This is a genomic window from Pseudomonas sp. HS-18 (genome assembly GCF_020401845.1).
Taxonomy (GTDB): domain Bacteria; phylum Pseudomonadota; class Gammaproteobacteria; order Pseudomonadales; family Pseudomonadaceae; genus Pseudomonas; species Pseudomonas nitroreducens.
This window is the reverse complement of sequence record NZ_CP084413.1, coordinates 4,339,645-4,363,261: the sequence shown is the minus strand read 5'-3', so window position 1 is coordinate 4,363,261 and position 23,617 is coordinate 4,339,645. Positions and strand designations below refer to the sequence as shown.

At 65.0% G+C, this 23,617-nt stretch carries 21 protein-coding genes and 1 pseudogene; 17 read left to right on the top strand and 5 right to left on the bottom strand.

Annotation, left to right across the window (positions count from 1 at the left end; all coding sequences use genetic code 11):
• Positions 1 to 99: 99 nt before the first annotated feature.
• The 3 genes and pseudogenes from LDJ84_RS20240 to sthA form a co-directional block, all read left to right on the top strand.
• Positions 100 to 1,458: pseudogene (locus LDJ84_RS20240) on the top strand (amino acid permease); the annotation flags it as partial.
• A 163-nt stretch (positions 1,459 to 1,621) separates the two neighbouring features.
• Positions 1,622 to 2,641: an FAD:protein FMN transferase gene (locus LDJ84_RS20235; RefSeq protein WP_051445709.1), complete on the top strand. Its 1,020-nt coding sequence runs from the start codon at positions 1,622 to 1,624 to the stop codon at positions 2,639 to 2,641.
• Between the two features lie 211 nt (positions 2,642 to 2,852).
• Positions 2,853 to 4,247, top strand: a complete 1,395-nt coding sequence (sthA, locus tag LDJ84_RS20230; protein WP_024766684.1) for a Si-specific NAD(P)(+) transhydrogenase — start codon at positions 2,853 to 2,855, stop codon at positions 4,245 to 4,247.
• Between the two features lie 42 nt (positions 4,248 to 4,289).
• Here sthA and LDJ84_RS20225 read toward each other — a convergent pair whose 3' ends face one another.
• Genes LDJ84_RS20225 through LDJ84_RS20215 form a run of 3 tightly spaced genes read right to left on the bottom strand, consistent with a single transcriptional unit; the run spans position 4,290 to position 5,913 of the window.
• Entirely contained in the window at positions 4,290 to 5,012 is a 723-nt protein-coding gene (locus LDJ84_RS20225) for a glycerophosphodiester phosphodiesterase (protein ID WP_024766683.1), read from the bottom strand.
• Positions 5,009 to 5,323, bottom strand: a complete 315-nt coding sequence (locus LDJ84_RS20220) for a hypothetical protein (RefSeq protein WP_024766682.1) — start codon at positions 5,321 to 5,323, stop codon at positions 5,009 to 5,011. The genes LDJ84_RS20225 and LDJ84_RS20220 overlap by 4 nt, the downstream gene beginning before the upstream one ends.
• 14 nt (positions 5,324 to 5,337) lie before the next feature.
• Positions 5,338 to 5,913 carry a PilZ domain-containing protein gene (locus LDJ84_RS20215; RefSeq protein WP_024766681.1) on the bottom strand — a complete coding sequence of 192 codons (576 nt, stop codon included), beginning with the start codon at positions 5,911 to 5,913 and terminating at the stop codon, positions 5,338 to 5,340.
• A 124-nt stretch (positions 5,914 to 6,037) separates the two neighbouring features.
• On the opposite strand from LDJ84_RS20215, the gene LDJ84_RS20210 reads away from it, so the two are divergent.
• Genes LDJ84_RS20210 through LDJ84_RS20200 form a run of 3 tightly spaced genes read left to right on the top strand, consistent with a single transcriptional unit; the run spans position 6,038 to position 9,232 of the window.
• Positions 6,038 to 7,291, top strand: coding sequence for a lipoprotein-releasing ABC transporter permease subunit (locus LDJ84_RS20210; RefSeq protein WP_226045334.1), 1,254 nt, complete (start codon positions 6,038 to 6,040; stop codon positions 7,289 to 7,291).
• Positions 7,284 to 7,973 (top strand): lipoprotein-releasing ABC transporter ATP-binding protein LolD, encoded by a 690-nt coding sequence (lolD, locus tag LDJ84_RS20205; protein WP_024766679.1) that lies wholly within the window; start codon positions 7,284 to 7,286, stop codon positions 7,971 to 7,973. Before LDJ84_RS20210 ends, lolD begins: the two co-directional genes overlap by 8 nt.
• Positions 7,974 to 7,984: 11 nt before the next feature.
• The gene (locus LDJ84_RS20200) at positions 7,985 to 9,232 is read left to right on the top strand and encodes a lipoprotein-releasing ABC transporter permease subunit (protein ID WP_226045333.1); all 1,248 of its coding nucleotides are present in this window, start codon (positions 7,985 to 7,987) and stop codon (positions 9,230 to 9,232) included.
• A 147-nt stretch (positions 9,233 to 9,379) separates the two neighbouring features.
• Here the strand turns inward: LDJ84_RS20200 and LDJ84_RS20195 are convergent, their stop codons facing one another.
• Positions 9,380 to 9,910, bottom strand: coding sequence for a DUF2062 domain-containing protein (locus LDJ84_RS20195; protein WP_065084899.1), 531 nt, complete (start codon positions 9,908 to 9,910; stop codon positions 9,380 to 9,382).
• A 162-nt stretch (positions 9,911 to 10,072) separates the two neighbouring features.
• Here LDJ84_RS20195 and LDJ84_RS20190 point away from each other — a divergent pair, with 162 nt between their 5' ends.
• The 8 genes from LDJ84_RS20190 to murB all read left to right on the top strand — a co-directional run bounded on the left by LDJ84_RS20190 (position 10,073) and on the right by murB (position 16,927).
• A complete protein-coding gene (locus LDJ84_RS20190; RefSeq protein WP_226046608.1) occupies positions 10,073 to 12,283 on the top strand; it encodes a DNA internalization-related competence protein ComEC/Rec2 in 2,211 nt (736 codons plus the stop codon).
• 71 nt (positions 12,284 to 12,354) lie between these two features.
• On the top strand, positions 12,355 to 12,990 hold the full coding sequence (locus LDJ84_RS20185) for a MotA/TolQ/ExbB proton channel family protein (RefSeq protein ID WP_024766675.1): 636 nt from the start codon (positions 12,355 to 12,357) through the stop codon (positions 12,988 to 12,990).
• Entirely contained in the window at positions 12,987 to 13,436 is a 450-nt protein-coding gene (locus tag LDJ84_RS20180) for an ExbD/TolR family protein (protein ID WP_024766674.1), read from the top strand. The genes LDJ84_RS20185 and LDJ84_RS20180 overlap by 4 nt, the downstream gene beginning before the upstream one ends.
• Positions 13,436 to 14,434 carry a tetraacyldisaccharide 4'-kinase gene (lpxK, locus tag LDJ84_RS20175; protein WP_226045332.1) on the top strand — a complete coding sequence of 333 codons (999 nt, stop codon included), beginning with the start codon at positions 13,436 to 13,438 and terminating at the stop codon, positions 14,432 to 14,434. Before LDJ84_RS20180 ends, lpxK begins: the two co-directional genes overlap by 1 nt.
• Before the next feature lie 58 nt (positions 14,435 to 14,492).
• Positions 14,493 to 14,678, top strand: coding sequence for a Trm112 family protein (locus LDJ84_RS20170; protein ID WP_009621404.1), 186 nt, complete (start codon positions 14,493 to 14,495; stop codon positions 14,676 to 14,678).
• A 4-nt stretch (positions 14,679 to 14,682) separates the two neighbouring features.
• A complete protein-coding gene (kdsB, locus tag LDJ84_RS20165; RefSeq protein ID WP_065084902.1) occupies positions 14,683 to 15,447 on the top strand; it encodes a 3-deoxy-manno-octulosonate cytidylyltransferase in 765 nt (254 codons plus the stop codon).
• On the top strand, positions 15,447 to 15,911 hold the full coding sequence (locus LDJ84_RS20160; RefSeq protein WP_170858384.1) for a low molecular weight protein-tyrosine-phosphatase: 465 nt from the start codon (positions 15,447 to 15,449) through the stop codon (positions 15,909 to 15,911). Before kdsB ends, LDJ84_RS20160 begins: the two co-directional genes overlap by 1 nt.
• Entirely contained in the window at positions 15,908 to 16,927 is a 1,020-nt protein-coding gene (gene murB / locus LDJ84_RS20155; protein ID WP_170858385.1) for a UDP-N-acetylmuramate dehydrogenase, read from the top strand. Before LDJ84_RS20160 ends, murB begins: the two co-directional genes overlap by 4 nt.
• A gap of 277 nt (positions 16,928 to 17,204) precedes the next feature.
• Here the strand turns inward: murB and rne are convergent, their stop codons facing one another.
• Positions 17,205 to 20,384 (bottom strand): ribonuclease E, encoded by a 3,180-nt coding sequence (rne, locus tag LDJ84_RS20150; RefSeq protein WP_226045331.1) that lies wholly within the window; start codon positions 20,382 to 20,384, stop codon positions 17,205 to 17,207.
• A 589-nt stretch (positions 20,385 to 20,973) separates the two neighbouring features.
• On the opposite strand from rne, the gene rluC reads away from it, so the two are divergent.
• Genes rluC through LDJ84_RS20135 form a run of 3 tightly spaced genes read left to right on the top strand, consistent with a single transcriptional unit; the run spans position 20,974 to position 23,604 of the window.
• Complete coding sequence (rluC, locus tag LDJ84_RS20145) at positions 20,974 to 21,930, top strand: 23S rRNA pseudouridine(955/2504/2580) synthase RluC (RefSeq protein WP_024766672.1); 957 nt, start codon at positions 20,974 to 20,976, stop codon at positions 21,928 to 21,930.
• A complete protein-coding gene (locus tag LDJ84_RS20140; protein ID WP_024766671.1) occupies positions 21,923 to 22,609 on the top strand; it encodes an HAD-IIIA family hydrolase in 687 nt (228 codons plus the stop codon). Before rluC ends, LDJ84_RS20140 begins: the two co-directional genes overlap by 8 nt.
• A complete protein-coding gene (locus tag LDJ84_RS20135; protein WP_024766670.1) occupies positions 22,609 to 23,604 on the top strand; it encodes a S49 family peptidase in 996 nt (331 codons plus the stop codon). Before LDJ84_RS20140 ends, LDJ84_RS20135 begins: the two co-directional genes overlap by 1 nt.
• Positions 23,605 to 23,617 lie beyond the last annotated feature (13 nt).

Below are 23,617 nucleotides of genomic sequence, written 5' to 3'. Positions count from 1 at the left end.
TCTAGATAAACGGGAGCTCTCGGGCTCCCGTTTTTCGTTACTGGCTCCACCATAATCATCAATAAAATCTGCCAATTCCTGAACCTGGAAAGACTTCAAATGGATGGACAACATCTGCATGAAGGCGAGCTGAAGCGCGGTCTGAAGAACCGCCACATCCAGCTGATCGCCCTCGGCGGCGCCATCGGTACCGGCCTGTTCCTGGGCTCGGCCGGCGTCCTGCAATCCGCCGGCCCGTCGATGATCCTCGGCTACGCCATCGGCGGCTTCATTGCGTTCCTGATCATGCGCCAGCTGGGCGAGATGATCGTCGAGGAGCCTGTCGCCGGTTCCTTCAGCCACTTCGCGCACAAGTACTGGGGTGGTTTCGCCGGCTTCATGTCGGGCTGGAACTATTGGGTGCTGTACATCCTGGTGGGCATGTCGGAGCTGACCGCGGTCGGCAAGTACATCCAGTTCTGGTGGCCGGACTTCCCGACCTGGGCGACGGCGGCGGTTTTCTTCGTGCTGATCAACGCCATCAACCTGTTCAACGTGAAGGCTTTCGGCGAAACCGAGTTCTGGTTCGCGATCATCAAGGTCGTCGCCATCATCGGCATGATCCTGCTCGGCGTCTGGCTGCTGGTCAGCGGCGCCGGCGGCCCGCAGGCCTCGGTGAGCAACCTGTGGGCCCATGGCGGCTTCTTCCCCAATGGCTGGAAGGGGCTGATCATGGTCCTGGCGATCATCATGTTCTCCTTCGGTGGCCTGGAGCTGGTCGGTATCACCGCCGCCGAAGCCTCCGAGCCGAAGAAAGTGATCCCCAAGGCGATCAACCAGGTCATCTACCGGATCCTGATCTTCTACATCGGCGCCCTGGCCGTGCTGCTCTCGCTGTACCCGTGGGATGCACTGCTGCAGAGCATCAACAGCGCTGGCGACCCCTACAGCGGCAGCCCGTTCGTGAAGGTCTTCTCGCTGCTGGGCAGTGAGTACGCGGCGAACATCCTGAACTTCGTGGTGCTCACCGCCGCGCTGTCGGTCTATAACAGCTGCGTGTACTGCAACAGCCGCATGCTTTACGGCCTGGCCGAGCAGGGCGACGCCCCGCGCGCCTTCGCCAAGGTCGATGACCGTGGCGTACCGCTGCTGGCCATTGGCGTGTCGGCCTTCATCACCCTGGCGTGCGTCGTGGTCAACTACGTGATCCCGCACCAGGCGCTGGAGCTGCTGATGTCCCTGGTGGTCGCCGCGCTGGTGATCAACTGGGCGATGATCAGCCTGGCTCACATGAAGTTCCGCAAGGCCATGGCGGCCAAGGGCGTGCAGCCGTTCTTCCGCGCGCTGTGGTACCCCTTCGGCAACTGGCTGTGCCTGGCCTTCGTGGTGTTCATCCTGGGCATCATGCTGCAGATCCCTGGCATCGACGTGTCGGTGTATGCGATCCCGGTGTGGATCGTGCTGATGGGCGCCTGCTATTTCCTGTTCAAGCGCAAGTCCCCGACCAAGACTGACGCCTGAGCCGGTCGGGAAACGGGAGCTTCGGCTCCCGTTTTCTTTTGGTAATGCACCTTTGTCACAGCGGAAACAGTGCAGCGGGGTGCTTGCGGTAGAATGCCCGGCGCCGCGCGCCTGCCGGCTGATGGAGAAGACCTTGTCCCGTGCAAGCCTGTTGATCGTGCTACTGGTCGCGACCTTGACTGGCTGCGGGCAGTCCATCGAACGCTTCGGTGGCCCGACCATGGGCAGCAGCTACACGGTGCAATACGTGCCGACCGGCAAGGCGCCGGACGCTGCGAAGCTCAAGGCGGAGGTCGATACGATTCTGGCCAGCCTCGACGAGCAGTTCTCGACCTACCGCGACGATTCCGTGGTCTCCCGTTTTAATGCGCTGCCGGCCGGCGCCTGCATGGCGTTGCCGGCGGACATGCTCAAGCTCTGGCGCTATGGCGAGGAGTTGTCGCAGCAGAGCGGAGGTGCCTTCGACCTGACCGTCGAGCCGCTGATGAACCTGTGGGGCTTCGGCCCGCAGTCGCGCAGTGAAAAGGTGCCCGATGCCGTCGCTCTGGAGCGTGAACGCGCCCGTGTTGGCCATCAGCATCTGCGTCTCGAAGGTGAGCATCTGTGCAAGGACGTCGACGCACAGCTGGACTTCGACAGCATCGTCGCCGGCTATGCGGTGGACCAGGTCAGCGCGCGCCTCGCCGAGCTGGGCCTGACGGATTATCTGGTGGAAATCACCGGCGAGCTCAAGGCCGTGGGCCACAAGCCCGATGGCACGCCCTGGCGCATTGCCCTGGAAGTGCCCAGCGGCGAGCGCGAGCGGCAGGTGGAGCGCTCGGTGGCGGTGGACGGTTTCGGCCTGTCCACCTCGGGCGACTACCGCAATTATTTCGAGGAAGGTGGGCAGCGCTACTCGCACACCTTCGACCCGCGCACTGGCGCGCCGGTCCGGCATGCGCTGGCGTCGGCGACCGTGGCGGAAGCCCAGGCCTTGCGTGCCGATGGCCTGTCGACCCTGCTGATGGTGCTGGGGCCGGAGGAGGGCTATACCTTTGCCGAGCGCAACGGGCTGGCAGCTTTCTTCATCGTGCGCCAGGGCGAAGGTTTCGTGACCCGCGCGACGCCGCGCTTCGAAGCGCTGTTCCCGTCGCCTGAATGAAAGCTTCGGCGGGCATGATGGCGGCCCGCAGTGAGGGGCACGGCTTGTAGTGGCGGCAAAATTCGCCTACCTGCCGACCAACCGCTAATGTGCAGCCTTTTGCCGCAGGGCTAAGCTGCGCCAATGATTTCGATCCGCCTCGGCGCATGTGGTGCCGGGGCTTCGCCGGGAGCGCCACGCGGGCGCCCCGGCCTGTTCTGAAGGAGTACGCATGGCTGTCTACAACTACGACGTGGTGATTCTCGGCACGGGCCCGGCAGGCGAGGGAGCGGCGATGAACGCCTCCAAGTACGGGCGCAAGCTGGCGGTGGTGGACAGCCGTCGCGTGGTCGGCGGCAACTGCACGCACCTGGGCACCATCCCGTCCAAGGCGCTGCGTCACTCGGTGAAGCAGATCATCGAGTTCAACACCAACCCGATGTTCCGCCAGATCGGCGAGCCGCGCTGGTTCTCCTTCCCGGACGTACTGAAAAGCGCCGAGCGGGTGATCTCCAAGCAGGTCTCCTCGCGCACCGGCTACTACGCGCGCAACCGCATCGACATGTTCAACGGTACCGCCAGCTTCGTCGATGAGCGCACTGTCGAAGTCGTGACGCCCAGCGGCGCCGTGGAGCGCCTGGTGGCCGACCAGTTCGTCATCGCCACCGGTTCGCGCCCGTATCGCCCGTCGGACATCAACTTCAATCACCCGCGCGTCTACGACAGCGACACCATCCTCTCGCTGAGCCACACCCCGCGCCGCCTGATCATCTACGGAGCCGGCGTGATCGGCTGCGAGTACGCCTCGATCTTCAGTGGCCTGGGCGTGCTGGTAGACCTGATCGACACCCGCGACCAACTGCTGAGCTTCCTCGACGACGAGATCTCCGATGCGCTGAGCTATCACCTGCGCAACAACAACGTGCTGATCCGTCACAACGAGGAATACGAGCGCGTGGAAGGCCTGGACAACGGGGTGATCCTGCACCTGAAGTCCGGCAAGAAGATCAAGGCAGATGCCCTGCTGTGGTGCAACGGCCGTACCGGCAACACCGATCGCCTGGGTCTGGAGAATATCGGCATCAAGGTCAACAGCCGCGGCCAGATCGAGACGGACGAGAACTACCGTACTTCGGTCTCGAACATCTATGCCGCGGGCGACGTGATCGGCTGGCCGAGCCTGGCCAGCGCTGCATACGACCAGGGCCGTTCCGCCGCCGGCAACATCGTCGAGCACGATGGCTGGCGCTTCGTGAATGACGTGCCGACCGGCATCTATACCATTCCGGAGATCAGCTCCATCGGCAAGAACGAGCAGGAACTGACGGTCGCGAAGATTCCCTACGAGGTAGGCAAGGCCTTCTTCAAGGGCATGGCCCGCGCGCAGATCTCCAACGAGCCGGTGGGCATGCTGAAGATTCTGTTCCACCGCGAGACCCTGGAAATCCTCGGCGTGCATTGCTTCGGCGACCAGGCTTCGGAGATCGTCCACATCGGCCAGGCGATCATGAACCAGCCGGGTGAGCTGAACACCCTGAAGTATTTCGTCAACACCACCTTCAACTATCCGACCATGGCCGAAGCCTACCGCGTAGCGGCGTTCGACGGCCTGAACCGGATTTTTTGAAATACCCCGACCGGCGGCCTGAGCCGGTCGGGGGGAACCTGCTCAGCGATTCCCGATCGTGGCAGTGGCCAAACCGGGAAAGTCTGTGATCAGGCTATCCACGCCAAAATCGGCGAGCCGGCGCATCAGGGCCGGCTCGTTGACCGTCCAGACCGACACATGCAGCCCCTGCTTCTGCGCTTTCAGCAGGCGCTCCGGGGTGCACAGCATCCAGTTCAGCGCCAGCAGATCGCAGCCGTAGTGCGCGGCGACCTTCAATGGGTCGAGCCAGGCGTATTCGGCCACCAGCCCGCGTGACAGGTCCGGCGCCAGTTCCTCCAGCGCGCGCAGCACTGTGCGCGAGCTCGATGTCACGGTAATCCGGTCGCGCAGACCGAAACGGCCCACCAACTGGTGGATGGCCTGTACCGTGCGGCTGGCACGATCCTTCGATGCGCTTTTCACTTCCAGTTGCCAGTGTTCGAACTCGCAACGCTCGAACAACTCCGCCAGGCGCGGGATAGGGCAGGGGCGCAACCAGCCGGGGCCGCCTTCGCGGGCGTCCATGGTCACCAGGTCATCCGCCAGTTGCTCGGAGACCTTGCCGCGGCGACCGGTAGTGCGCTTGAGCGTCGGGTCGTGGATGACCATCAGCTCGCCGTCGCGGGACAGGTGCAGGTCCAGCTCACAGCGCTTCACGCCGTGCTCCAGGCAGTGCAGGAAGCTGTTCAGGGTGTTTTCCGGTGCTTCGCCTTTGGCGCCGCGATGGCCATAGATCAGAGTCACTGGGGCTCCTTGGGAGTCGGTGAAAGGTCCTTGAGGTACTGCGAGCGGTGCTGGCGGACAGCATCGACCACCACCCCGCTCTCGAAATAGACGCTGAATTCGCGGTAGTCCCAGCGGGTGATCGGTGGCTTGCCCACTGCCGGGTGTTCCTCGTCCGGCAAGCCGAAGCGTTCCAGCACGGCCTTCTGGCTGTCGCCGCGGTTCGGCAGCACGATATGCGGATCGCCCTGGTCACCCACGGGTATCGAGAGGATATCGGCCGGCAGTGGCAGCGGGGTGACAAGGCTCAACAGGAGCAGCAGGTGGCGCAAGCAGATGCGTTTGTTCATTCTTCGCGGGCCTTGGCCTGCCGGCGCTCCAGTGCCTGGCGCTGGAGGATGTGACGAGCCAGCAACTGACGCGGGGCGTCGCCGAGCATCTCGAATTCGGTGCCGATCTCGTAGTCGCCCTCGGCTTGCTGTTGGCAGTGGGTGACCTTCGCGCGCAGCAGCAGGCCCAGGCCGTGGGGTAGCAGGACGATCTTCAGCGCCAGGTCCTGGCCGACCGGGAGCGGCTGGGCATCGCGGAAGTTGATGCCGCCTTCGGACAGCGTCACCCGGCGCGCCGGGCCGATCTCGCTGAGCAGGCTCTGGGTGAGCGCCTGGGCGATCAGGTCGATGCGCTTGTTCATCACCTTGAGATAGCTGGCCAGGGGGCGGTCGCGATCGTGAATATGACGCAGCAGGTGCTGCGACTCGAAGTCGGCCAGGTGCAGGTCGCTGAGCAGATTGAACAGCGCGGAATCATCCTGAAGCACTTCTTGCGACTGGATTTCGTCCTCGCGCAGCGGGCGAAATTCCAATGCGAGCGTATCTTCAATACGATAGTATTCGCGGCGGTTATCCGCGTCTGGAGTGGACATGGCGAACCCACGGCGGCAGTGATGGTCTGAGTGTAAAGCCGCCTGCCCGGCCTCGCCACACGGAAGTCGCACGCCAGAAGGATCTGACGCTCGACGCACTCTTCATCTTCTCAATCGGCCCCTCATGTTCAGACCACTTTCCGTCTACATCGGAACGCGCTACACACGCGCCAAACGCCGCAGCCACTTCGTATCCTTCATTTCGCTCACCTCCATGATCGGCCTCGCGCTGGGCGTGGTGGTGATGATCGTGGTGCTTTCCGTGATGAACGGCTTCGACCACGAGATGCGTACCCGCGTGCTGGGCATGGTGCCCCACGCCACGGTCGAGTCCTACCAGCCGATTTCCGACTGGCAAGGCATCGCCGGGCAGATCAAGACGCAGCACCCCAACGTGCTGGAAGTCGCGCCCTTCATCCAGATGCAGGGCCTGCTCAGCGCCGGCGGCACGGTGCAGAAGGTGCTGATCAACGCCGTCGACCCGAACGAGGAGAGCAAGGTCTCGATCATCGACCAGTTCTTCCAGGAAGGGTCGCTGCAGAGCCTCAAGCCCGGCGAGTTCGGCATCCTGATCGGCGACAAGGCGGCGAAGAACCTCGGCGTGAAACTGGGCGACAAGGTCACCTTCATCGCTCCGGAAGTCTCGGTCACCCCGGCAGGCATGTTCCCGCGCATGAAGCGCTTCACCGTGGTTGGCACCTTCCACGTCGGCGCCGGCGAGCTGGACGGCTACGTCGCCATGGTCCACATCGACGACGCGGCGCGCATGCGCCGCCTCAAGGAAGGCCAGGTCGAAGGCCTGCGCCTGAAGCTCGACGACCTGTTCCAGGCGCCGCGCACCGCCTGGGAAATCGCCCGCACCCTGAAGGGCAACGACTACTTCGCCCGTGACTGGACCCGCAGCCACGGCAACCTGTACCAGGCCATCCGCATGGAGAAATCGATGATCGGCCTGCTGCTGTTGCTGATCGTCGCGGTCGCCGCGTTCAACATCATTTCCACCCTGGTGATGGTCGTCACCGACAAGAAGGCCGACATCGCCATCCTGCGCACCCTGGGCGCCACGCCGGGGCAGATCATGGCGACCTTCATGGTCCAGGGCACGGTGATCGGCGTCATCGGCACCTGTATCGGCGGCGTGCTGGGTATCCTCGCGGCGCTCAACGTCAGCTCGGCCATCGCCCTGCTGGAGCGGCTGCTGGGCCACAAATTCCTCAACGCAGACGTGTATTTCATCGATTACCTGCCCTCGCAGCTGATGAGCGAGGACGTGATCCTGGTGTGCAGCGCCGCGTTGATCCTGAGTTTCTTCGCCACCCTGTATCCGGCCTGGCGTGCGGCGCGCACCCAGCCCGCGGAGGCATTGCGTTATGAGTAACAACGATCAGGCCGTCCTGAGCTGCCGCGACCTCGGCAAGCGTTACGAGGAAGGCCCGCAGTCGGTCGAAGTGCTGTCCAACGTGCAACTGGAACTGCTGCCCGGCGAGCGCGTGGCCATCGTCGGCAGCTCCGGCTCGGGCAAGAGTACCCTGCTGAACATGCTCGGCGGCCTCGATACGCCCAGCACCGGCAGCGTCTGGCTGGCCGGCGAACAGCTGTCGGCGCTCAACGAGAAGCAGCGCGGCTTGCTGCGCAACCGCGCGCTGGGCTTCGTCTACCAGTTCCACCACCTGCTGCCGGAGTTCACCGCGCTGGAGAACGTCTGCATGCCGCTGCTGATCGGCAAGACGCCGATCCCCGAGGCACGTCAGCGCGCCACGGCGTTGCTGGAGCGCGTGGGCCTGGGGCATCGCCTGAGCCACAAACCGTCCGAGCTGTCCGGCGGCGAGCGCCAGCGCGTGGCCATCGCCCGGGCCCTGGTGAACACGCCCAAGCTGGTGCTGCTCGACGAGCCTACCGGCAACCTCGACCAGCACACCGCCCACGGTATCCAGGAGCTGATGCTGGAGCTGTCGCAGTCCCTGCGCACCGCCTTCCTGGTAGTGACCCACGACACCCACCTCGCCCAGCAGATGGACCGTGTGCTGCGCCTGGAGGAGGGCCGGCTGGTCGCCGCCTGAGGGATACCGGAATGTTCAGACCCCTGTCCGTCTTCATCGGCACCCGCTACACCCGGGCCAAGCGACGCAACCACTACATCTCGTTCATTTCCCTGACCTCGATGATCGGCCTCGCCCTGGGCGTGCTGGCAATGATCGTGGTGCTCTCGGTGATGAATGGCTTCCAGAAGGAAATGCGCTCGCGGATCCTCGGCATGGTCCCCCACGCCGTGTTGCAGAAGACCAGCGGTCCGCTGGATGACTGGCAGCATGTGGCCGAGGTGGCGAAGCAGAACCCGAAGATCGTCGGCGCGGTGCCCTACACCGAGGTCGACGGCATGCTCTCCTATAAGGGGATGATGCAGCCCATCGAGGTGGACGGCGTCGACCCGGCGCTGGAAACCCAGGTGTCGATCATCGGCCAGCACATGGTTCGAGGCAGCCTGGACGACCTCAAGGCTACCGAGTTCGGTGTGGTCATCGGCGAGATCACCGCGCGGCGCTTCCACGTCAATGTCGGCGACAGCCTGCTGCTGATCGTGCCGGAGCCGAGCACGGCGCCCGGCGGAATCACCCCGCGCATGCAGCGCCTGAACGTGGTCGGTATCTTCAAGGTCGGCGCCGAACTGGACAGCACCCTGGCGCTGATCCATGTGGACGACGCCACCAGCCTGCTGCGCTGGCAACCGGGCCAGGTACAGAGCGTGCGCATCGCCCTGAAAGACCTGTTCCAGGCGCCGGAAGTCGGTGCGGCCATCGCCAAGCAACTGGGCGACGGCTACCGCTCGGTGGACTGGACCCACACCCAGGGCAGCCTGTTCAGCGCGATGAAGATGGAAAAGACCATGATCGGCCTACTGCTGTTGCTGATCGTTGCGGTCGCCGCCTTCAACATCATCGCCACACTGATCATGGTGGTGGCCGACAAGCGCGCGGATATCGCCATCCTGCGCACCCTGGGCGCCACGCCGAAGCAGATCATGGCGATCTTCATGGTGCAGGGCACGGTGATCGGCCTGATCGGCACCGTCATCGGCTGCGTGCTGGGCGTGCTGGCGGCGTACAACGTCACCGCCATCGTCTCGACCCTGGAGCGCATCGCCGGCACCCACGTGTTCAATTCGGACATCTACTTCATCAACTACCTGCCGTCCGACCCGCAGATCAGCGATATCGTCCTGATCTGCGTCGCCGCGCTGTCGATGAGCTTCCTCGCCACGCTGTACCCGGCCTGGCGCGCGGCCTCGACCCAGCCGGCGGAATCGCTGCGTTACGAGTGATTCATCGGCCCACGAAAAAGCCGCCCCTCGGGGCGGCTTTTTCGTTTCAGGGATCACCCAGCAGGAGCGAGCTTGCTCGCGAACAAACCTGTCGACGGCTCCGGGGCTTGGCGGTTCGCGAGCAGGCTCGCTCCTGCAAGGAAGTGCCTAAAGTCCTTGCTGCAGATTCCGCAGCGCCCGGCGCCGCCGCCAGCTTCGGCCGATCCACCAGCGCCAGTACCCCTCGGTGAGCAGGTAACCGAGAAGGCCGACCAGGATGCCGCAGATCACCGAGCCCAGCAGGAAGGGCTGCCAGAGCAGCGACAACTCGCCGCTGATCCATTCCCAGGTCAGGTGCTCGGGCAGGGCGCGCGCGGGGATGCCCATGACCCAGGCGCCCATCTTGTAGGTGCAGTAGAACACCGGCGGCATGGTGATCGGGTTGGTCAGCCAGACCAGCCCGACCGAGATCGGCAGGTTGGCCCGTACCCACACGGCCAACGAGGCGGCCAGCAGCATCTGCAGCGGGATCGGGATGAACGCGGCGAACAGCCCCATGCCCATGGCGCGGGACACGGAGCGGCGATTCAGGTGCCAGAGGTTGGGCGACTGGATCAGCGGTCCGAGAAAGCGCAGGCCCTTGTGGTTCCTGATGCTCTCCGGATCCGGCATGTAGCGCTTGAAGATTCGGCGCGGCATGAAGGAAATCTCTGGCAGACGGACGACGCCACATTATGCCTAGCTAGGTGACAGTCATTCGTTGCCAACTATGTCCGTGTGTAACCGCCGTCGGCCTGTCGGATCGGTGGTCGTGCGTGGCCTCGGTGACGCTGGGGGATAAAGTCGTTGCCACTTGCAGGGATGTTCGCTCTGGCCCTGGGACTGCTGGCGCTGCGCTGGCTGCCGGCGCTGCCATCTGGTTGGGTGCTGCTGCTTCTCGCACTGTGCGCTTTGCCTCTGTTGTTCACTCGCGGCTACTTCGTCGGGCTGTTCCTGCTCGGCTTCGCCTGGGCCTGCCAATCGGCCCAGTGGGCGCTGGATGACCGGCTGGCGCCGGAGCTGGACGGCCGCACGCTGTGGCTGGAGGGCAGGGTAGAGGGCTTGCCGGATCGTTCGGGGCCTTCAGTGCGCTTCGTGCTCTCCGAGGTTTCCAGCCCGCGCGCGCAGGTTCCGGCAACACTGCGCCTGTCCTGGTTCGGCGGGCCGCCGGTAGAAGGTGGCGAGCGCTGGCGGTTGGCAGTGAAGCTCAAGCGTCCCCACGGCATGGTCAACGGCGTGGGCTTCGATTACGAGGCCTGGCTCACTGCCCAGCGCATCGGCGCCACCGGCAGCGTGAAGGACGGGCAGCGCCTGGAGGCTTCCAGCGGCCCGCGCGTCTGGCGCGAAGCCTGGAGGCAACGCCTGCTGGCAGTGGACGCCCAGGGGCGCTCTGGTGCGCTTGCCGCGCTGGTGCTGGGCGACGCTTCCGGGTTGACCACGGCGGACTGGCAGGTCCTGCAGGACACCGGAACCCTGCACCTGATGGTGATTTCCGGCTCACACATTTCCCTGCTGGCGGGCCTGCTCTACGCCGTCGTGGCGGGGCTGGCGCGCCTGGGCTGCTGGCCATCCCGTCTGCCCTGGTTGCCCTGCGCCTGCCTGCTGGCTGCCAGCGGTGCCTGGGCCTACAGCCTGATGGCGGGCTTCGAGGTGCCGTTGCAGCGCGCGTGCGTGATGGTCTCCATCGTCCTGCTGTGGCGTTTGCGCTATCGCCATCGGGGATTGTGGACGCCGCTGCTGGGCGCTTTGCTAGCCGTGCTGGTGGCTGAGCCCTTGGTGGTGTTGCTGCCGGGGTTCTGGTTGTCCTACGCGGCGGTGGCTTTGCTGATCTTCGGCTTCTCCGGCCGCCTGGGGCGCTGGACGGCCTGGCGCACCTGGCTGCGTGCGCAGTGGCTGATGGCGATCGGGTTGTTGCCGGCGTCCATCGCGCTGGGCCTGCCGCTGAGCATTTCCGGTGTCGCCGCCAACCTGATTGCGGTGCCCTGGGTGGAGCTGGTCGTGGTTCCGCTCGCTCTGTTGGGCAGTCTGGCGCTGGGGGTTCCCGGCGTGGGGGAGTTGCTGCTCTGGGTGTCCGGCGGCCTGCTGGAAATACTGTTTCGTCTGCTCGGATGGATGGCCGAGCTGGCGCCCGCCTGGCAGCCGGTGGCGGCGCCAACCTGGACGCTGATACTGGCGATGCTCGGTGCGCTCCTGCTGCTGGCGCCGGCGGGAGTACCGCTGCGCTCGCTCGGGCTGGTGATGTTCCTGCCGGTGTTCTGGCCGAGCATTCCGCTGCCCGCGCCGGGCATGGCCGAGATCCGCGTACTGGACGTGGGGCAGGGGCTTTCGGTGCTGATCCGTACCCGCAGTCAGAGCTGGCTCTACGACACTGGTGCGCGCAACGGAGATTTCGATATCGGCGAGCGGGTGGTGGTGCCGACCTTGCGGAGTCTTGGCGTCGGCAAGCTCAATCTGCTGATGCTCAGCCATGCGGACAATGACCATGCCGGCGGTGCGTTGGCGGTGAAGCATTCACTCCGGCCTGCGCAGGTTATCAGTGGCGAGCCGGAAAGACTGGCGCCAGAGTTGCAGGCAAGCCCCTGTCGAATCGAGGAATGGAGGGTTGATGGCGTACGCCTGTCCAGCTGGACGTGGGCAGGCGCCAGGGAAAGCAACGACCGCTCGTGCGCGCTGGAAGTCGAGGCCAATGGCGAGCGCATCCTGCTCACTGGCGACCTGCCACAATCTGCCGAACTGGCCTGGCTGGCGGCGCATCCGGCCGAGCGCATCGATTGGTTGCTGGCCGGGCACCACGGCAGCCGTAGTTCCTCCGGGCCGGCCTTCCTGCGGGCGATCCGTCCATCCACCGCGATCATCTCGCGCGGTGCCAATAACCCCTACGGCCATCCGCACCCGTCGGTCGTCGAGCGCTTCCGTACGCTGGGCATACGGATTCAGGATACGGCGGAGGAGGGCGCGCTAGTCCTGACCCTAGGTGCCCATGGCGAGCTTGGGGGAGTGCGGGAAGGCGCACATTTCTGGCAGGAAAATTGACCCTGGGGCGGTCGGCTCGTCACGGCCCCTGTGCTAGAGTGGCGCCACTTTTTTTCAGGGGATTCACCACTGTGTGGGAACTGGTCAAAGCTGGCGGCTGGATGATGCTGCCGATCTTGCTGAGCTCCGTCGCTGCCATGGCGATCGTCGCCGAACGTCTCTGGACCTTGCGCTTGAGCCGCGTGGCCCCGCCGCAACTGCTCGGCCAGGTATGGAAGCAGATCAAGGACAGGAAGATGAACAGCCAGGCCCTCAAGGACCTGCGCGCATCCTCCCCGCTGGGTGAAATCCTCGCCGCCGGCCTGGCCAACTCCAAGCACGGCCGCGAAATCATGAAGGAGTGCATCGAGGAAGCCGCTTCCCGCGTGATCCACGAGCTGGAGCGCTACCTCAACGCCCTGGGCACCATCGCCGCCATGGCGCCGCTGCTCGGCCTGCTGGGCACGGTGTTCGGCATGATCCAGATCTTCAGCGCCTTCATGGGCGATGGCATGGCCAACGCGCCGATGCTCGCCGGCGGCATCTCCAAGGCCCTGATCACCACCGCGGCCGGCCTGATCGTGGCGATCCCCGCAGTATTCTTCCATCGTTACCTGCTGCGCCGCGTCGATGAGCTGGTCATCGCCATGGAGCAGGAAGCCATCAAGCTGGTGGAAGTGACCCAGGGCGACCGCGAAGTCGACTTCGTCGAGGAAGGCAAAGCGTGAAATTCCGCCGCAGAGCGGGCGGAGCGGCCCGCGAGGACGTCTTCATCAACCTGGCGTCGCTGATCGACGTGATCTTCGTGCTGCTGCTGTTCTTCGTGGTCGCCACCTCGTTCACCAAGCCGTCGCAGCTCAAGGTTGAACTGCCCGAGGCGGTCAGCGGCACGCCGCCCGAAGCCACCGAGATCAAGCAGCTGGAAATCTCCATCAGCGTCGAGGGTCACTACGCGCTCAACGGCCAGAGCCTGGCGCGCGACGACCTGGAAAACCTGATGAACGCCATGCAGCGCGAATCCGCCGGCGACAACAGCCTGCCGGTAGTGATCACCGCCGATGGCAAGGTGGACTACCAGTCCGTGGTCACCGCGATGGATGCCGCCGGCAAGCTGGGCTTCACCCACCTGCGCATCACCACTATCGAGTCCCGGGCGGACAAGAAGAGCCCCTGATGGCGTTCTCCGATCGCCTGCTCGACGCTTGGTACAAGGGCCACCCGGCCCTTGCCCTGCTCAGACCGCTCGAACTCCTCTACCGGCGAGTAGCCCAAGGCCGCCGGCAGGACTTCCTCTCCGGCGCCGAGCCGGCCTATCGCGCGCCGGTGCCGATCATCGTGGTCGGCAACATCACCGTCGGCGGCACCGGCAAGACGCCGATGATCCTCTGGCTGATCGAGCAGTGCCGCGCCCGCGGGCTGAAGGTCGGCGTGGTCAGCCGCGGCTACGGCGCCAAACCGCCGCAGACGCCCTGGCGCGTGCGCGCCGAACAGTCGGCAGCGGAGGCGGGCGACGAGCCGCTGATGATCGTGCGCCGTTGCGGCGTGCCGCTGATGATCGATCCGGACCGCTCCAGTGCCGTGCGCGCACTGCTCGCCGAAGAACCCCTGGACCTGATCCTCTGCGACGACGGCCTGCAGCATTACCGCCTGGCCCGCGACCTGGAACTGGTGCTGATCGACGCCGCCCGTGGTCTCGGCAACGGCCGCTGCCTGCCCGCCGGGCCGCTGCGCGAACCGGCCGAGCGCCTGGGTGAAGTCGACGCCGTGCTGTACAACGGCGCGCCCAGCGACCCGCCGGGGGCGTTCTCCTTCACCCTGCAACCATCTGCCTTGATCAACCTGGCCAGCGGTGAACGCCGTGGCGTCGAGCATTTCCCCGCCGGTCAGGCACTCCATGCCCTGGCCGGCATCGGCAACCCGCGGCGTTTCTTCACGACGCTCGAGGCGCTAAACTGGCGGCCGATTCCGCATCCCTTCCCCGACCATGCGGCCTTTACCGCCGAGCAGCTGCGCTTCACGCCGGAACTGCCGCTGGTCATGACCGAGAAGGATGCGGTGAAATGCCGGTCCTTCGCCGCGCCCGACTGGTGGTACCTCGCCGTCGAAGCGCAGCCCTCGCCGGCCTTCGTCGCCTGGTTCGACGCCCAGCTCGAGCGCCTGGTCGCCCGCTGATCCGCCGTCGTAACCTGCGCTGCCAGCTTTCAATCCTTTCAAGCTCAAGGAACGCACCATGGACCCGAAACTCCTCGATATCCTCGCCTGTCCGCTGTGCAAGGGCCCGCTCAAGCTCACCGACGACAAGTCCGAGCTGATCTGCAAGGCCGACGGCCTGGCCTACCCGGTGCGCGACGGCATCCCGGTGATGCTCGAAGGCGAGGCGCGTACCCTGAACGTCGACGAGCGTCTGGACAAGTAATCCCATGAGCCAGGCCTACACCGTCGTCATTCCCGCCCGCTACGCCTCCACCCGCCTGCCCGGCAAACCACTGCAGGACATCGCCGGCAAACCCATGATCCAGCACGTCTGGGCGCAGGCCGGCAAAAGTTCTGCCACCCAGGTGGTGGTCGCCACCGACGACCAGCGCATCTTCGATGCCTGCCAAGGCTTCGGTGCCCAGGTGGTGCTGACCCGCGCCGACCACAACTCCGGCACCGACCGCCTGGCGGAAGTGGCCGATGCGCTGGGCCTGGCCGACGACGCCATCGTGGTCAACGTGCAGGGCGACGAGCCGCTGGTGCCGCCGTCGATCATCGACCAGGTGGCCGCCAATCTTGCGGCACACCCGGAAGCGGGCATCGCCACCCTGTGCGAGGAAATCCATGATCCGGCCGCGCTGTTCAACCCGAACATCGTCAAGGTGGTCAGCGACAAGAACGGCCTGGCCCTGACCTTCAGCCGCGCCACGCTGCCCTGGGCGCGCGATGCCTTCGCCGTGGATCGCGAATCGCTGCCGGCCAACGTGCCCTACCGCCGCCACATCGGCATCTACGCCTATCGCGCGCGCTTCCTGCGTGATTTCGTGGCCTGGGGGCCGTGCTGGCTCGAAGACACCGAATGCCTGGAACAGCTGCGGGCGCTCTGGCATGGCGTGCGCATCCATGTGGCGGACGCCCTGGAAGCGCCGCAAGCCGGCGTCGATACCCCGGAAGACCTGGAGCGCGTGCGGCGCATCCTGGGGGCCTGATGAAGGTCCTGTTCGTCTGCCTGGGCAATATCTGCCGTTCTCCCACCGCCGAAGGCGTGTTCCGCCACAAGGTCCGCGAGGCGGGCCTTGAGGATCGAGTGGAGATCGATTCGGCCGGCACCGGCGACTGGCATGTCGGCAAGGCGCCGGATGCGCGCACCCGTGCCGCGGCGCTGCGCCGTGGTTATGACCTGTCGAGCCTGCGGGCACGACAGGTCAGTGCGGCGGATTTCTCCCGCTACGACCTGGTCCTGGCCATGGACAACGCCAACCTGCGTGACCTGAAGCGATTGCGCGGCAGCAGCGGCAAGGCCGAATTGGACCTGTTCCTGGCTCGCTACGAGCTGGAAATCGACGAAGTCCCCGATCCGTACTATGGCGGCGAGGATGGTTTCGAGCGGGTGTTGGACCTGGTGGAAAGGGCCTGCGACGGCCTGCTGACGGAAGTGAAGGGGCGACTGTGACGCTGCAACTGCAAGAACGCATTTCCCTCAAGCCCTACAATACCTTCGGCGTCGATGTCGCGGCACGCTGGTTTGCCCAGGCCCATGACGACGCCGAGGTGCGCGAAGGCATTGCTGCGGCGGTGCGGAAGGGGCTGCCGTTGATGGTCATCGGTGGCGGCAGCAACCTGCTGCTGACCCGCGACGTCGAGGCGCTGGCGCTGCGCATGGCTTCCCGCGGCGTTCGCATCCTCAGTGATGATGGCGAGCGGGTGGTGGTCGAGGCAGAGGCCGGCGAGGTGTGGGACGGCTTCGTGCGCTGGACCCTGTCCCAGGGCTTCGCTGGGCTGGAAAACCTCAGCCTGATTCCGGGTACCGTGGGCGCTGCGCCCATGCAGAACATCGGCGCCTATGGCGTGGAGCTCAAGGATGTGTTCGCCGGCCTGACCGCGCTGGACCGCCAGACGGGCGAGCTGCGCGAGTTCGACCTGGAGGACTGCGCCTTCGCCTACCGCGAAAGTCGCTTCAAGCGCGAGCCCGGTCGCTGGCTGATCCTGCGTGTGCGCTTCGCCTTGAGCCGTGTGGCAAAACTGCACCTGGACTACGGTCCTGTGCGCCAGCGCCTGGCGGAGGAGGGCGTGACCGAACCGACGGCGGCCGACGTCTCGCGGGTGATCTGCGCGATTCGTCGCGAAAAGCTCCCGGACCCTGCTGTGCTGGGCAATGCCGGCAGCTTCTTCAAGAACCCGGTAGTGTCCGCGGATCAGGCAGTGGCGCTGCGTCAGCGCTACAGCGACCTGGTGGCCTACCCGCAGGGTGACGGCCAGAGCAAGCTGGCTGCTGGCTGGCTGATCGACAAGGCTGGCTGGAAGGGCTTCCGCGAGGGCGCTGCTGGCGTCCACGCGCAGCAGGCGCTGGTCCTGGTCAACTACGGGGGCGCTACCGGGTCGCAGTTGCATGATCTGGCGCTGCGTATCCGGGATGACATCCAGCAGCGCTTTGGCGTGGAGCTGGAGATGGAGCCGAATCTCTACTGAGGTTGCTTCAGATGGAAAAAGGGATGCTTCGGCATCCCTTTTTTGTGCCTGCTCACCAGCGCAAATCAGGCCGGGGCTTTGTAGGAGCGAGCTTGCTCGCGGACGGTCCCTAGCTGCTGAGTCAGGCTGAACGTGGGAGCAGGTTTGTCCGCGATATCGGCGCGATGGCGAGCCAATCGCGGACGGAGTCTGCTACGGCGAAAAGGGGGAGGTTATCGCATTGCGGGCAATAAAAAAGGGGATGCCTAGGCATCCCCCTTTTCATGCTCGGAAGCTATCAGCTGTGGTGTTTCTCAACCACGGTGCCTTCTTCCTCGGTCTTCTCGGCTTTGTCGCCTTCAACCTGTTCGGCAGCCGGTTCGGCCTGCTCCACGGATTGGGCTTCGGCTTCACTCACCGCTTCGGCCACAACAGTCTCTGCTGTGATGTCGGCAGCCGGTTCGGCCGCGACTTCAGCTTCGACGACGGCAGCTTCCTCGATCACCGCTTCGACAACCGGAGCCTGCTCGACCTGCGGGGCAGCAGCTGCAGCAGCGGCGGCTTCGCGGGCCAGGCGCTCCTGACGACGGCGCTCGCGCGGGTCATTGGAGGCACGACCGGTAGCGTTGGCCGGAACGGCCGAGGCGGCTTCTTCGGCGGGCGCCGGAGCAGCTGCCGGGGCTTCTTCGGCAGCGGCCGGCGCTTCTGCCTTGGGCTCTCCGACCAGTTGGGCGACGGCTTCGATCACGGCTTCAGCAGCCGGGGTCGGCGCTTCTTCCGCAATGGTAGGCTCGGTAGCCACCACTTCAACGGTTTCGTGGGCGGCTTCGACCGGCTCCGCAGCCTGTTCGGCGGGCTTGGCCAGGAACTCGATGGTCTGCTCCAGGGCGCTCTCGGTGCGAACGGCCTCGACGACGCCGGACTCGACCGCAACGGTCTCGACCTGGGCTTCGACAGCCGGTTGCTCCTGCTCGCCAGCAGCTTCGGCTACGGCAACGGCGGTAGCAGCGGCAGCGACCATGGCAGCGGGCGACGGAGTGTCGGAAGCAGCCTGCTCGGCGGTGCCTTCGGCGCCAGTCGCTTCACCTTCAACACCATCCACGCCGGCTTCACGCTGGCGCTCGCGGCGGTTGCTGCGGCGGCGCTGGCCGCGGGAGCGGCGACGCGGACGCTCGTCATCCGAACCTTCGTCGTCCTGTTGCTCCAGCAGCTCCTCGTTCGGCAGCTCTTCGGCCTCAAGGGCGGCAGCATCGCGAGCCTGACGGTCTTCACGCGGTTGACGCTCTTCACGGGGCTGACGCTCTTCACGGGGCTGACGCTCGGCGCGCTCGCCACGAGGCTGGCGCTCTTCGCGCGGCTGGCGTTCCTCACGCGGTTGACGCTCGGCGCGTTCTTCACGCGGCTGGCGTTCTTCGCGGGGCTGACGCTCGGTGCGTTCTTCGCGCGGCTGGCGTTCGGCGCGCTCTTCACGCGGCTGGCGCTCCTCGCGCGGCTGGCGCTCGGCACGCTCTTCGCGCGGTTGACGCTCTTCGCGGGGCTGACGTTCTGCACGCTCTTCGCGCGGCTGGCGCTCTTCGCGGGCCGGGCGTTCGGCGCGCTCGCCGCGCTCTTCGCGACGACCGCGTTCTTTGCGCTCGTCGTCACGGCGACCGCCGTCACGACCGTCGCGGCGACGGTTCTGCTGGCGACCGTTGCGACGTTCGCCCTGGCCTTCGCTGCGCTCGGTGGCCGGTTTCTCGGCGGCCACCGGGGTCGGCTCCGGCTTGCTGCCGGCGAACAGGCCTACCAGCGACTTCACCAGGCCCTGGAACAGGCTCGGCTCAGGCATGGGTTTGGTGGCTTCGACAACCGGCGCTGCGGCAGCGGTCTGCTGCGGGGCAGGGGTCTGCGGGGAAACGGTCTTCACCGCGGCTTCCTGGCGAACCAGGGTGCGGGTGGCGCTGACCGGCTGGACTTCCTCGTGCTCTTCCGGGGCCATCTCGTAGCTGGCGTGGCCGGACAGCAGTTCGGGGTTGTCGTCGCGCAGGCGCTGGACTTCGAAGTGCGGCGTTTCCAGGTGGTCGTCCGGCAGGATGAAGATGCGTGCACGGGTACGCAGCTCGATCTTGGTGATGGCGTTGCGCTTCTCGTTGAGCAGGAAGGCGGCAACCTGGAACGGCACGCGCGCACGAACTTCGGCGGTGCGGTCCTTCAGGGCTTCTTCCTCGATCAGGCGCAGGATGGCCAGCGACAGGGACTCGACGTCGCGGATGATGCCCTGGCCGTTGCAACGCGGGCAGACGATGCCGCTGGTCTCGCCCAGGGACGGACGCAGGCGCTGACGGGACATTTCCAGCAGGCCGAAGCGCGAGATGCGGCCGACCTGGACGCGGGCACGGTCGGCTTCCAGGGCTTCGCGGACGCGTTCTTCCACGGCGCGCTGGTTCTTCGCCGGGGTCATGTCGATGAAGTCGATGACGATCAGGCCGCCGATGTCACGCAGACGCAGTTGGCGGGCGATTTCCTCGGCCGCTTCCAGGTTGGTCTGCAGGGCGGTTTCCTCGATGTCGCCGCCCTTGGTGGCGCGCGCCGAGTTGATGTCGATGGACACCAGGGCTTCGGTCGGATCGATGACGATGGAGCCACCCGACGGCAGCTTCACTTCGCGCTGGAAGGCGGTTTCGATCTGGCTCTCGATCTGGAAGCGGTTGAACAGCGGAACGCTGTCCTGGTACAGCTTCACCTTGCTCGCGTACTGCGGCATGACCTGCTGGATGAAGTTCAGGGCCTCTTCCTGGGCGTCGAGGCTGTCGATCAGCACTTCGCCGATGTCCTGGCGCAGGTAGTCGCGGATGGCGCGGATGATGACGTTGCTTTCCTGGTAGATCAGGAACGGGCCGCTGCGCTCGCCGGAGGCTTCCTTGATGGCGCCCCACAGTTGCAGCAGGTAGTCCAGGTCCCATTGCAGCTCTTCGGAACTGCGGCCCAGGCCCGCGGTGCGGACGATCAGACCCATGTCGCCGGGAACGGTCAGGCCGTTCAGGGCTTCGCGCAGTTCGTTGCGCTCTTCACCCTCGATGCGGCGGGAGATGCCGCCAGCGCGCGGGTTGTTGGGCATGAGCACCAGGTAGCGGCCGGCGAGGCTGATGAAGGTGGTCAGGGCGGCGCCCTTGTTGCCACGCTCTTCTTTCTCGACCTGGACGATGACTTCCTGGCCTTCGCTCAGGACGTCCTTGATGTTGATGCGGCCTTCGGGGTTCTTCTTGAAGTATTCGCGGGAGATTTCTTTGAGGGGGAGGAAGCCGTGGCGTTCGGCGCCGAAGTCGACGAATGCAGCCTCGAGGCTCGGCTCGATGCGGGTAATGCGGCCTTTGTAGATGTTGGCCTTCTTCTGTTCGCGCGCGCCGGACTCGATGTCCAGGTCGAACAGGCGTTGGCCGTCTACCAGCGCTACACGCAACTCTTCGGGTTGAGTCGCGTTGATCAGCATTCTTTTCATGTAGTACCAATGGTTTCCGGGGCCACCGGAAACGGCGATCGGCACACACGACTCTCACGGTCGGTGCTAAGGCACGTACTCAGGAATGGCGGACCATTCCCGTGTCCAGCGGCAGCAGGATAGAACTGCTGTGCCGCGACTACGTTTCCTGCTTGTTGTGTAAGAACAAGCACTCATCAGGAGGAGGAATTGACTGTCAGATGCGGACGATAAGTGCGTCTACGTTCAAGGCATGCGTTCAAGGCATGAACGCAACGCAATCCGACAGTTGTGCATCTCCGCCCTGCACATTTCCCTAAGAGCCGGGTGCCACTCGCTGAATCCGGGAGCGGGTTGGCTTTTATCACGGCGACCTTGGTTGCCGTGGTCATGTCTCAAGGCCTGGGTTTCGAGGCGCTGTCGGCGCGAGAATCGCTCGGGCCGTTGCAACGCTTCCGGGGACTGCCTGGTGTCCTTTCAATGTGTTTGCAGGCGGTTGGGGATGGCGATTACGCGATCATCCGCAGGCCTGGCCACTTTTGGCGGCCTCCCGAATATAGCAGCAATGATTAAGTGCTTCAATTGAATGAAAAATTGTTATTATATTCGGATGACTAATCCCGCCCCTCCGACTTCCGGCGTCCAGCTGCTTGAAGTCGCGCCGGAGTATGCCGGCCAACGAATCGACAATTTCCTCCGCACCCAGCTCAAGGGCGTGCCCAAGACCCTGATCTACCGCATCCTTCGCAAGGGTGAGGTGCGGGTCAACAAGGGCCGGATCAAGCCCGAGTACAAGCTGCAGGCGGGTGACGTGATACGCGTCCCGCCGCTGCGCCTGGCTGAGCGCGACGAGCCGGTGCCGCTGGCGCAGGGGCTGCTCGAGCGCCTGGAGGCTGCCATCGTCTTCGAAGACAAGGCGCTGATCGTGGTGAACAAGCCCACCGGTATCGCCGTGCACGGCGGCAGTGGGCTGAACTACGGGGTCATCGAGGCGTTCCGTCAACTGCGCCCTGAGTGCAAGGACCTGGAACTGGTGCATCGCCTGGATCGTGATACGTCCGGCCTGCTGATGATCGCCAAGAAGCGCAGCATGCTGCGTCACTTGCACGACGCCCTGCGCGGCGAGCGCATCGTGGACAAGCGCTACCATGCCCTGGTGCGCGGCAACTGGCCGGCGGCGAAGAAGCAGATTGCCGTGCCGCTGCTGAAGAACAACCTGCGCTCCGGCGAACGCGTGGTGGAAGTGAATCCCGAGGGCAAGGAAGCGCTGACCGAGTTCAAGGTGCTGCGCCGCTTCGGTGATTTTGCCACCTTGGTGGAGGCGCGCCCGATTACCGGTCGCACCCACCAGATCCGTGTGCATGCCAAACATGCCGGTCATTCCATTGCCGGCGACCCCAAGTACGGCGACGAGGATTTCTCCCGCGAGATCCGCGAGTTGGGCGGCAAGCGCCTGTTCCTGCATTCCGCGTTCCTGCGAGTGCCGATGCCCGACGGCTCGGTGCTGGAGCTGGAGGCGCCGGTGGACGATATCTGGCAGCGTACCGTGGAGCGCCTGGATGCGTGAGTATTCCCTGCTGATCTTCGATTGGGATGGCACGCTGGTGGACTCCATCGGTCGTATCGTCGAGGCGATGCGGGTGGCGGCGGTCGGTTCCGGTCTCCCGGCGCGTAGCGAGGAGGCGATCAAGGGCATTATCGGTCTTGGGCTGCCGGAGGCTATTCAGACCCTGTATCCCGAAGTCGAAGAAGGCGAGCCGCTGGATCGTTTCCGCCGGGACTACGGCGATCACTATTTGAGCCTGGAAGTGCGGCCGTCGCCGTTGTTCCCCGGTGTGGCCGAGGCAATGGCTGAGTTTCGGGGCTCGGGCTACCAGTTGGCGGTCGCCACTGGCAAGAACCGCCGTGGGCTGGATCGCGTGCTGGCGGGGCAGGGGTGGACGGACTTCTTCGATATCACCCGCGCCGCCGACGAGTCGGCGAGCAAGCCGGATCCGCGCATGCTGCATGAGATTCTCGAGCATTGCCGGGTCGATGCCCGTGACGCGCTGATGGTGGGCGATTCGCCTTTCGATCTGGAAATGGCGCGCCGAGCCGGCATGGATTCGGTGGCGGTGGGCTATGGTGCTCAGTCGCTGGAGGTCCTTCGGGAGTATGCTCCGGCGCTGGAAGTGAATCATTTCAATGAATTGCGCGCCTGGCTCGCCGGGCGCTCGGTCAAACCAGTGCTCGAGGTAGGCAACTGATGTCGGATGAATGGAAGGCGGACGATAGCAAGGCTGCACAAACCGCGGCGGGCGACGACAAGAGCTGGAAGCTGCTGGAGAAGGCCGTGCTGGCCGGTGTCCAGGAGCAGCGCCGGTCGCGCCGCTGGGGCATCTTTTTCAAGTTGCTGACTTTTGTCTACCTGTTTGGCGCCCTGGCATTGTTCAGTCCCTTCAGTGGCCTGTCCAAGTCCGCCTCGCGCAGCGCCAGCCATACCGCGCTGATCGAGGTGAAAGGCATGATCGCCGACAACGAGGCGGCCAGTGCCGACAACATCGTTGGCGCGCTGCGCTCGGCGTTCGAGGATGCCGGCACCAAGGGCATCGTCCTGCGCATCAATAGCCCGGGCGGCAGCCCGGTACAGTCCGGCTATATCTACGATGAAATCAAGCGCCTGCGTGGTGAGCATCCGGATATCAAGGTCTACGCCGTCATCAGTGATCTGGGGGCGTCCGGTGCTTACTACATTGCCAGTGCTGCCGATCAGATCTACGCGGACAAGGCCAGCCTGGTCGGTTCCATTGGCGTGACGGCGGCCACTTTCGGCTTTGTCGGCACCATGGAGAAGCTGGGTGTGGATCGTCGAATCTATACCTCCGGTGAGCACAAGGCCTTCCTCGATCCGTTCCAGCCGCCGAAAGCGGATGAAACCGCCTTCTGGCAACAGGTGCTGGACGTCACGCACAAGCAGTTCATCGATAGCGTGAAGAAAGGTCGTGGCGACCGCCTGAAGGACAAGGAGCACCCGGAGCTGTTCTCCGGCCTCATCTGGTCCGGTGAGCAGGCGCTGCAGTTGGGGTTGATCGATGGCCTGGGCAGCTCAAGCTACGTGGCGCGCGAAGTCATCAAGGAGAAGGAAATCGTGGACTACACGGTCCAGGAAACCGCCTTTGATCGCTTCACCAAGAAGCTTGGTGCCAGTGTCGCCGAGCGCATGGCCATGTGGATGGGCTTCCAGGGGCCAGCGCTGCGCTGAGTGCTCTTCCTTA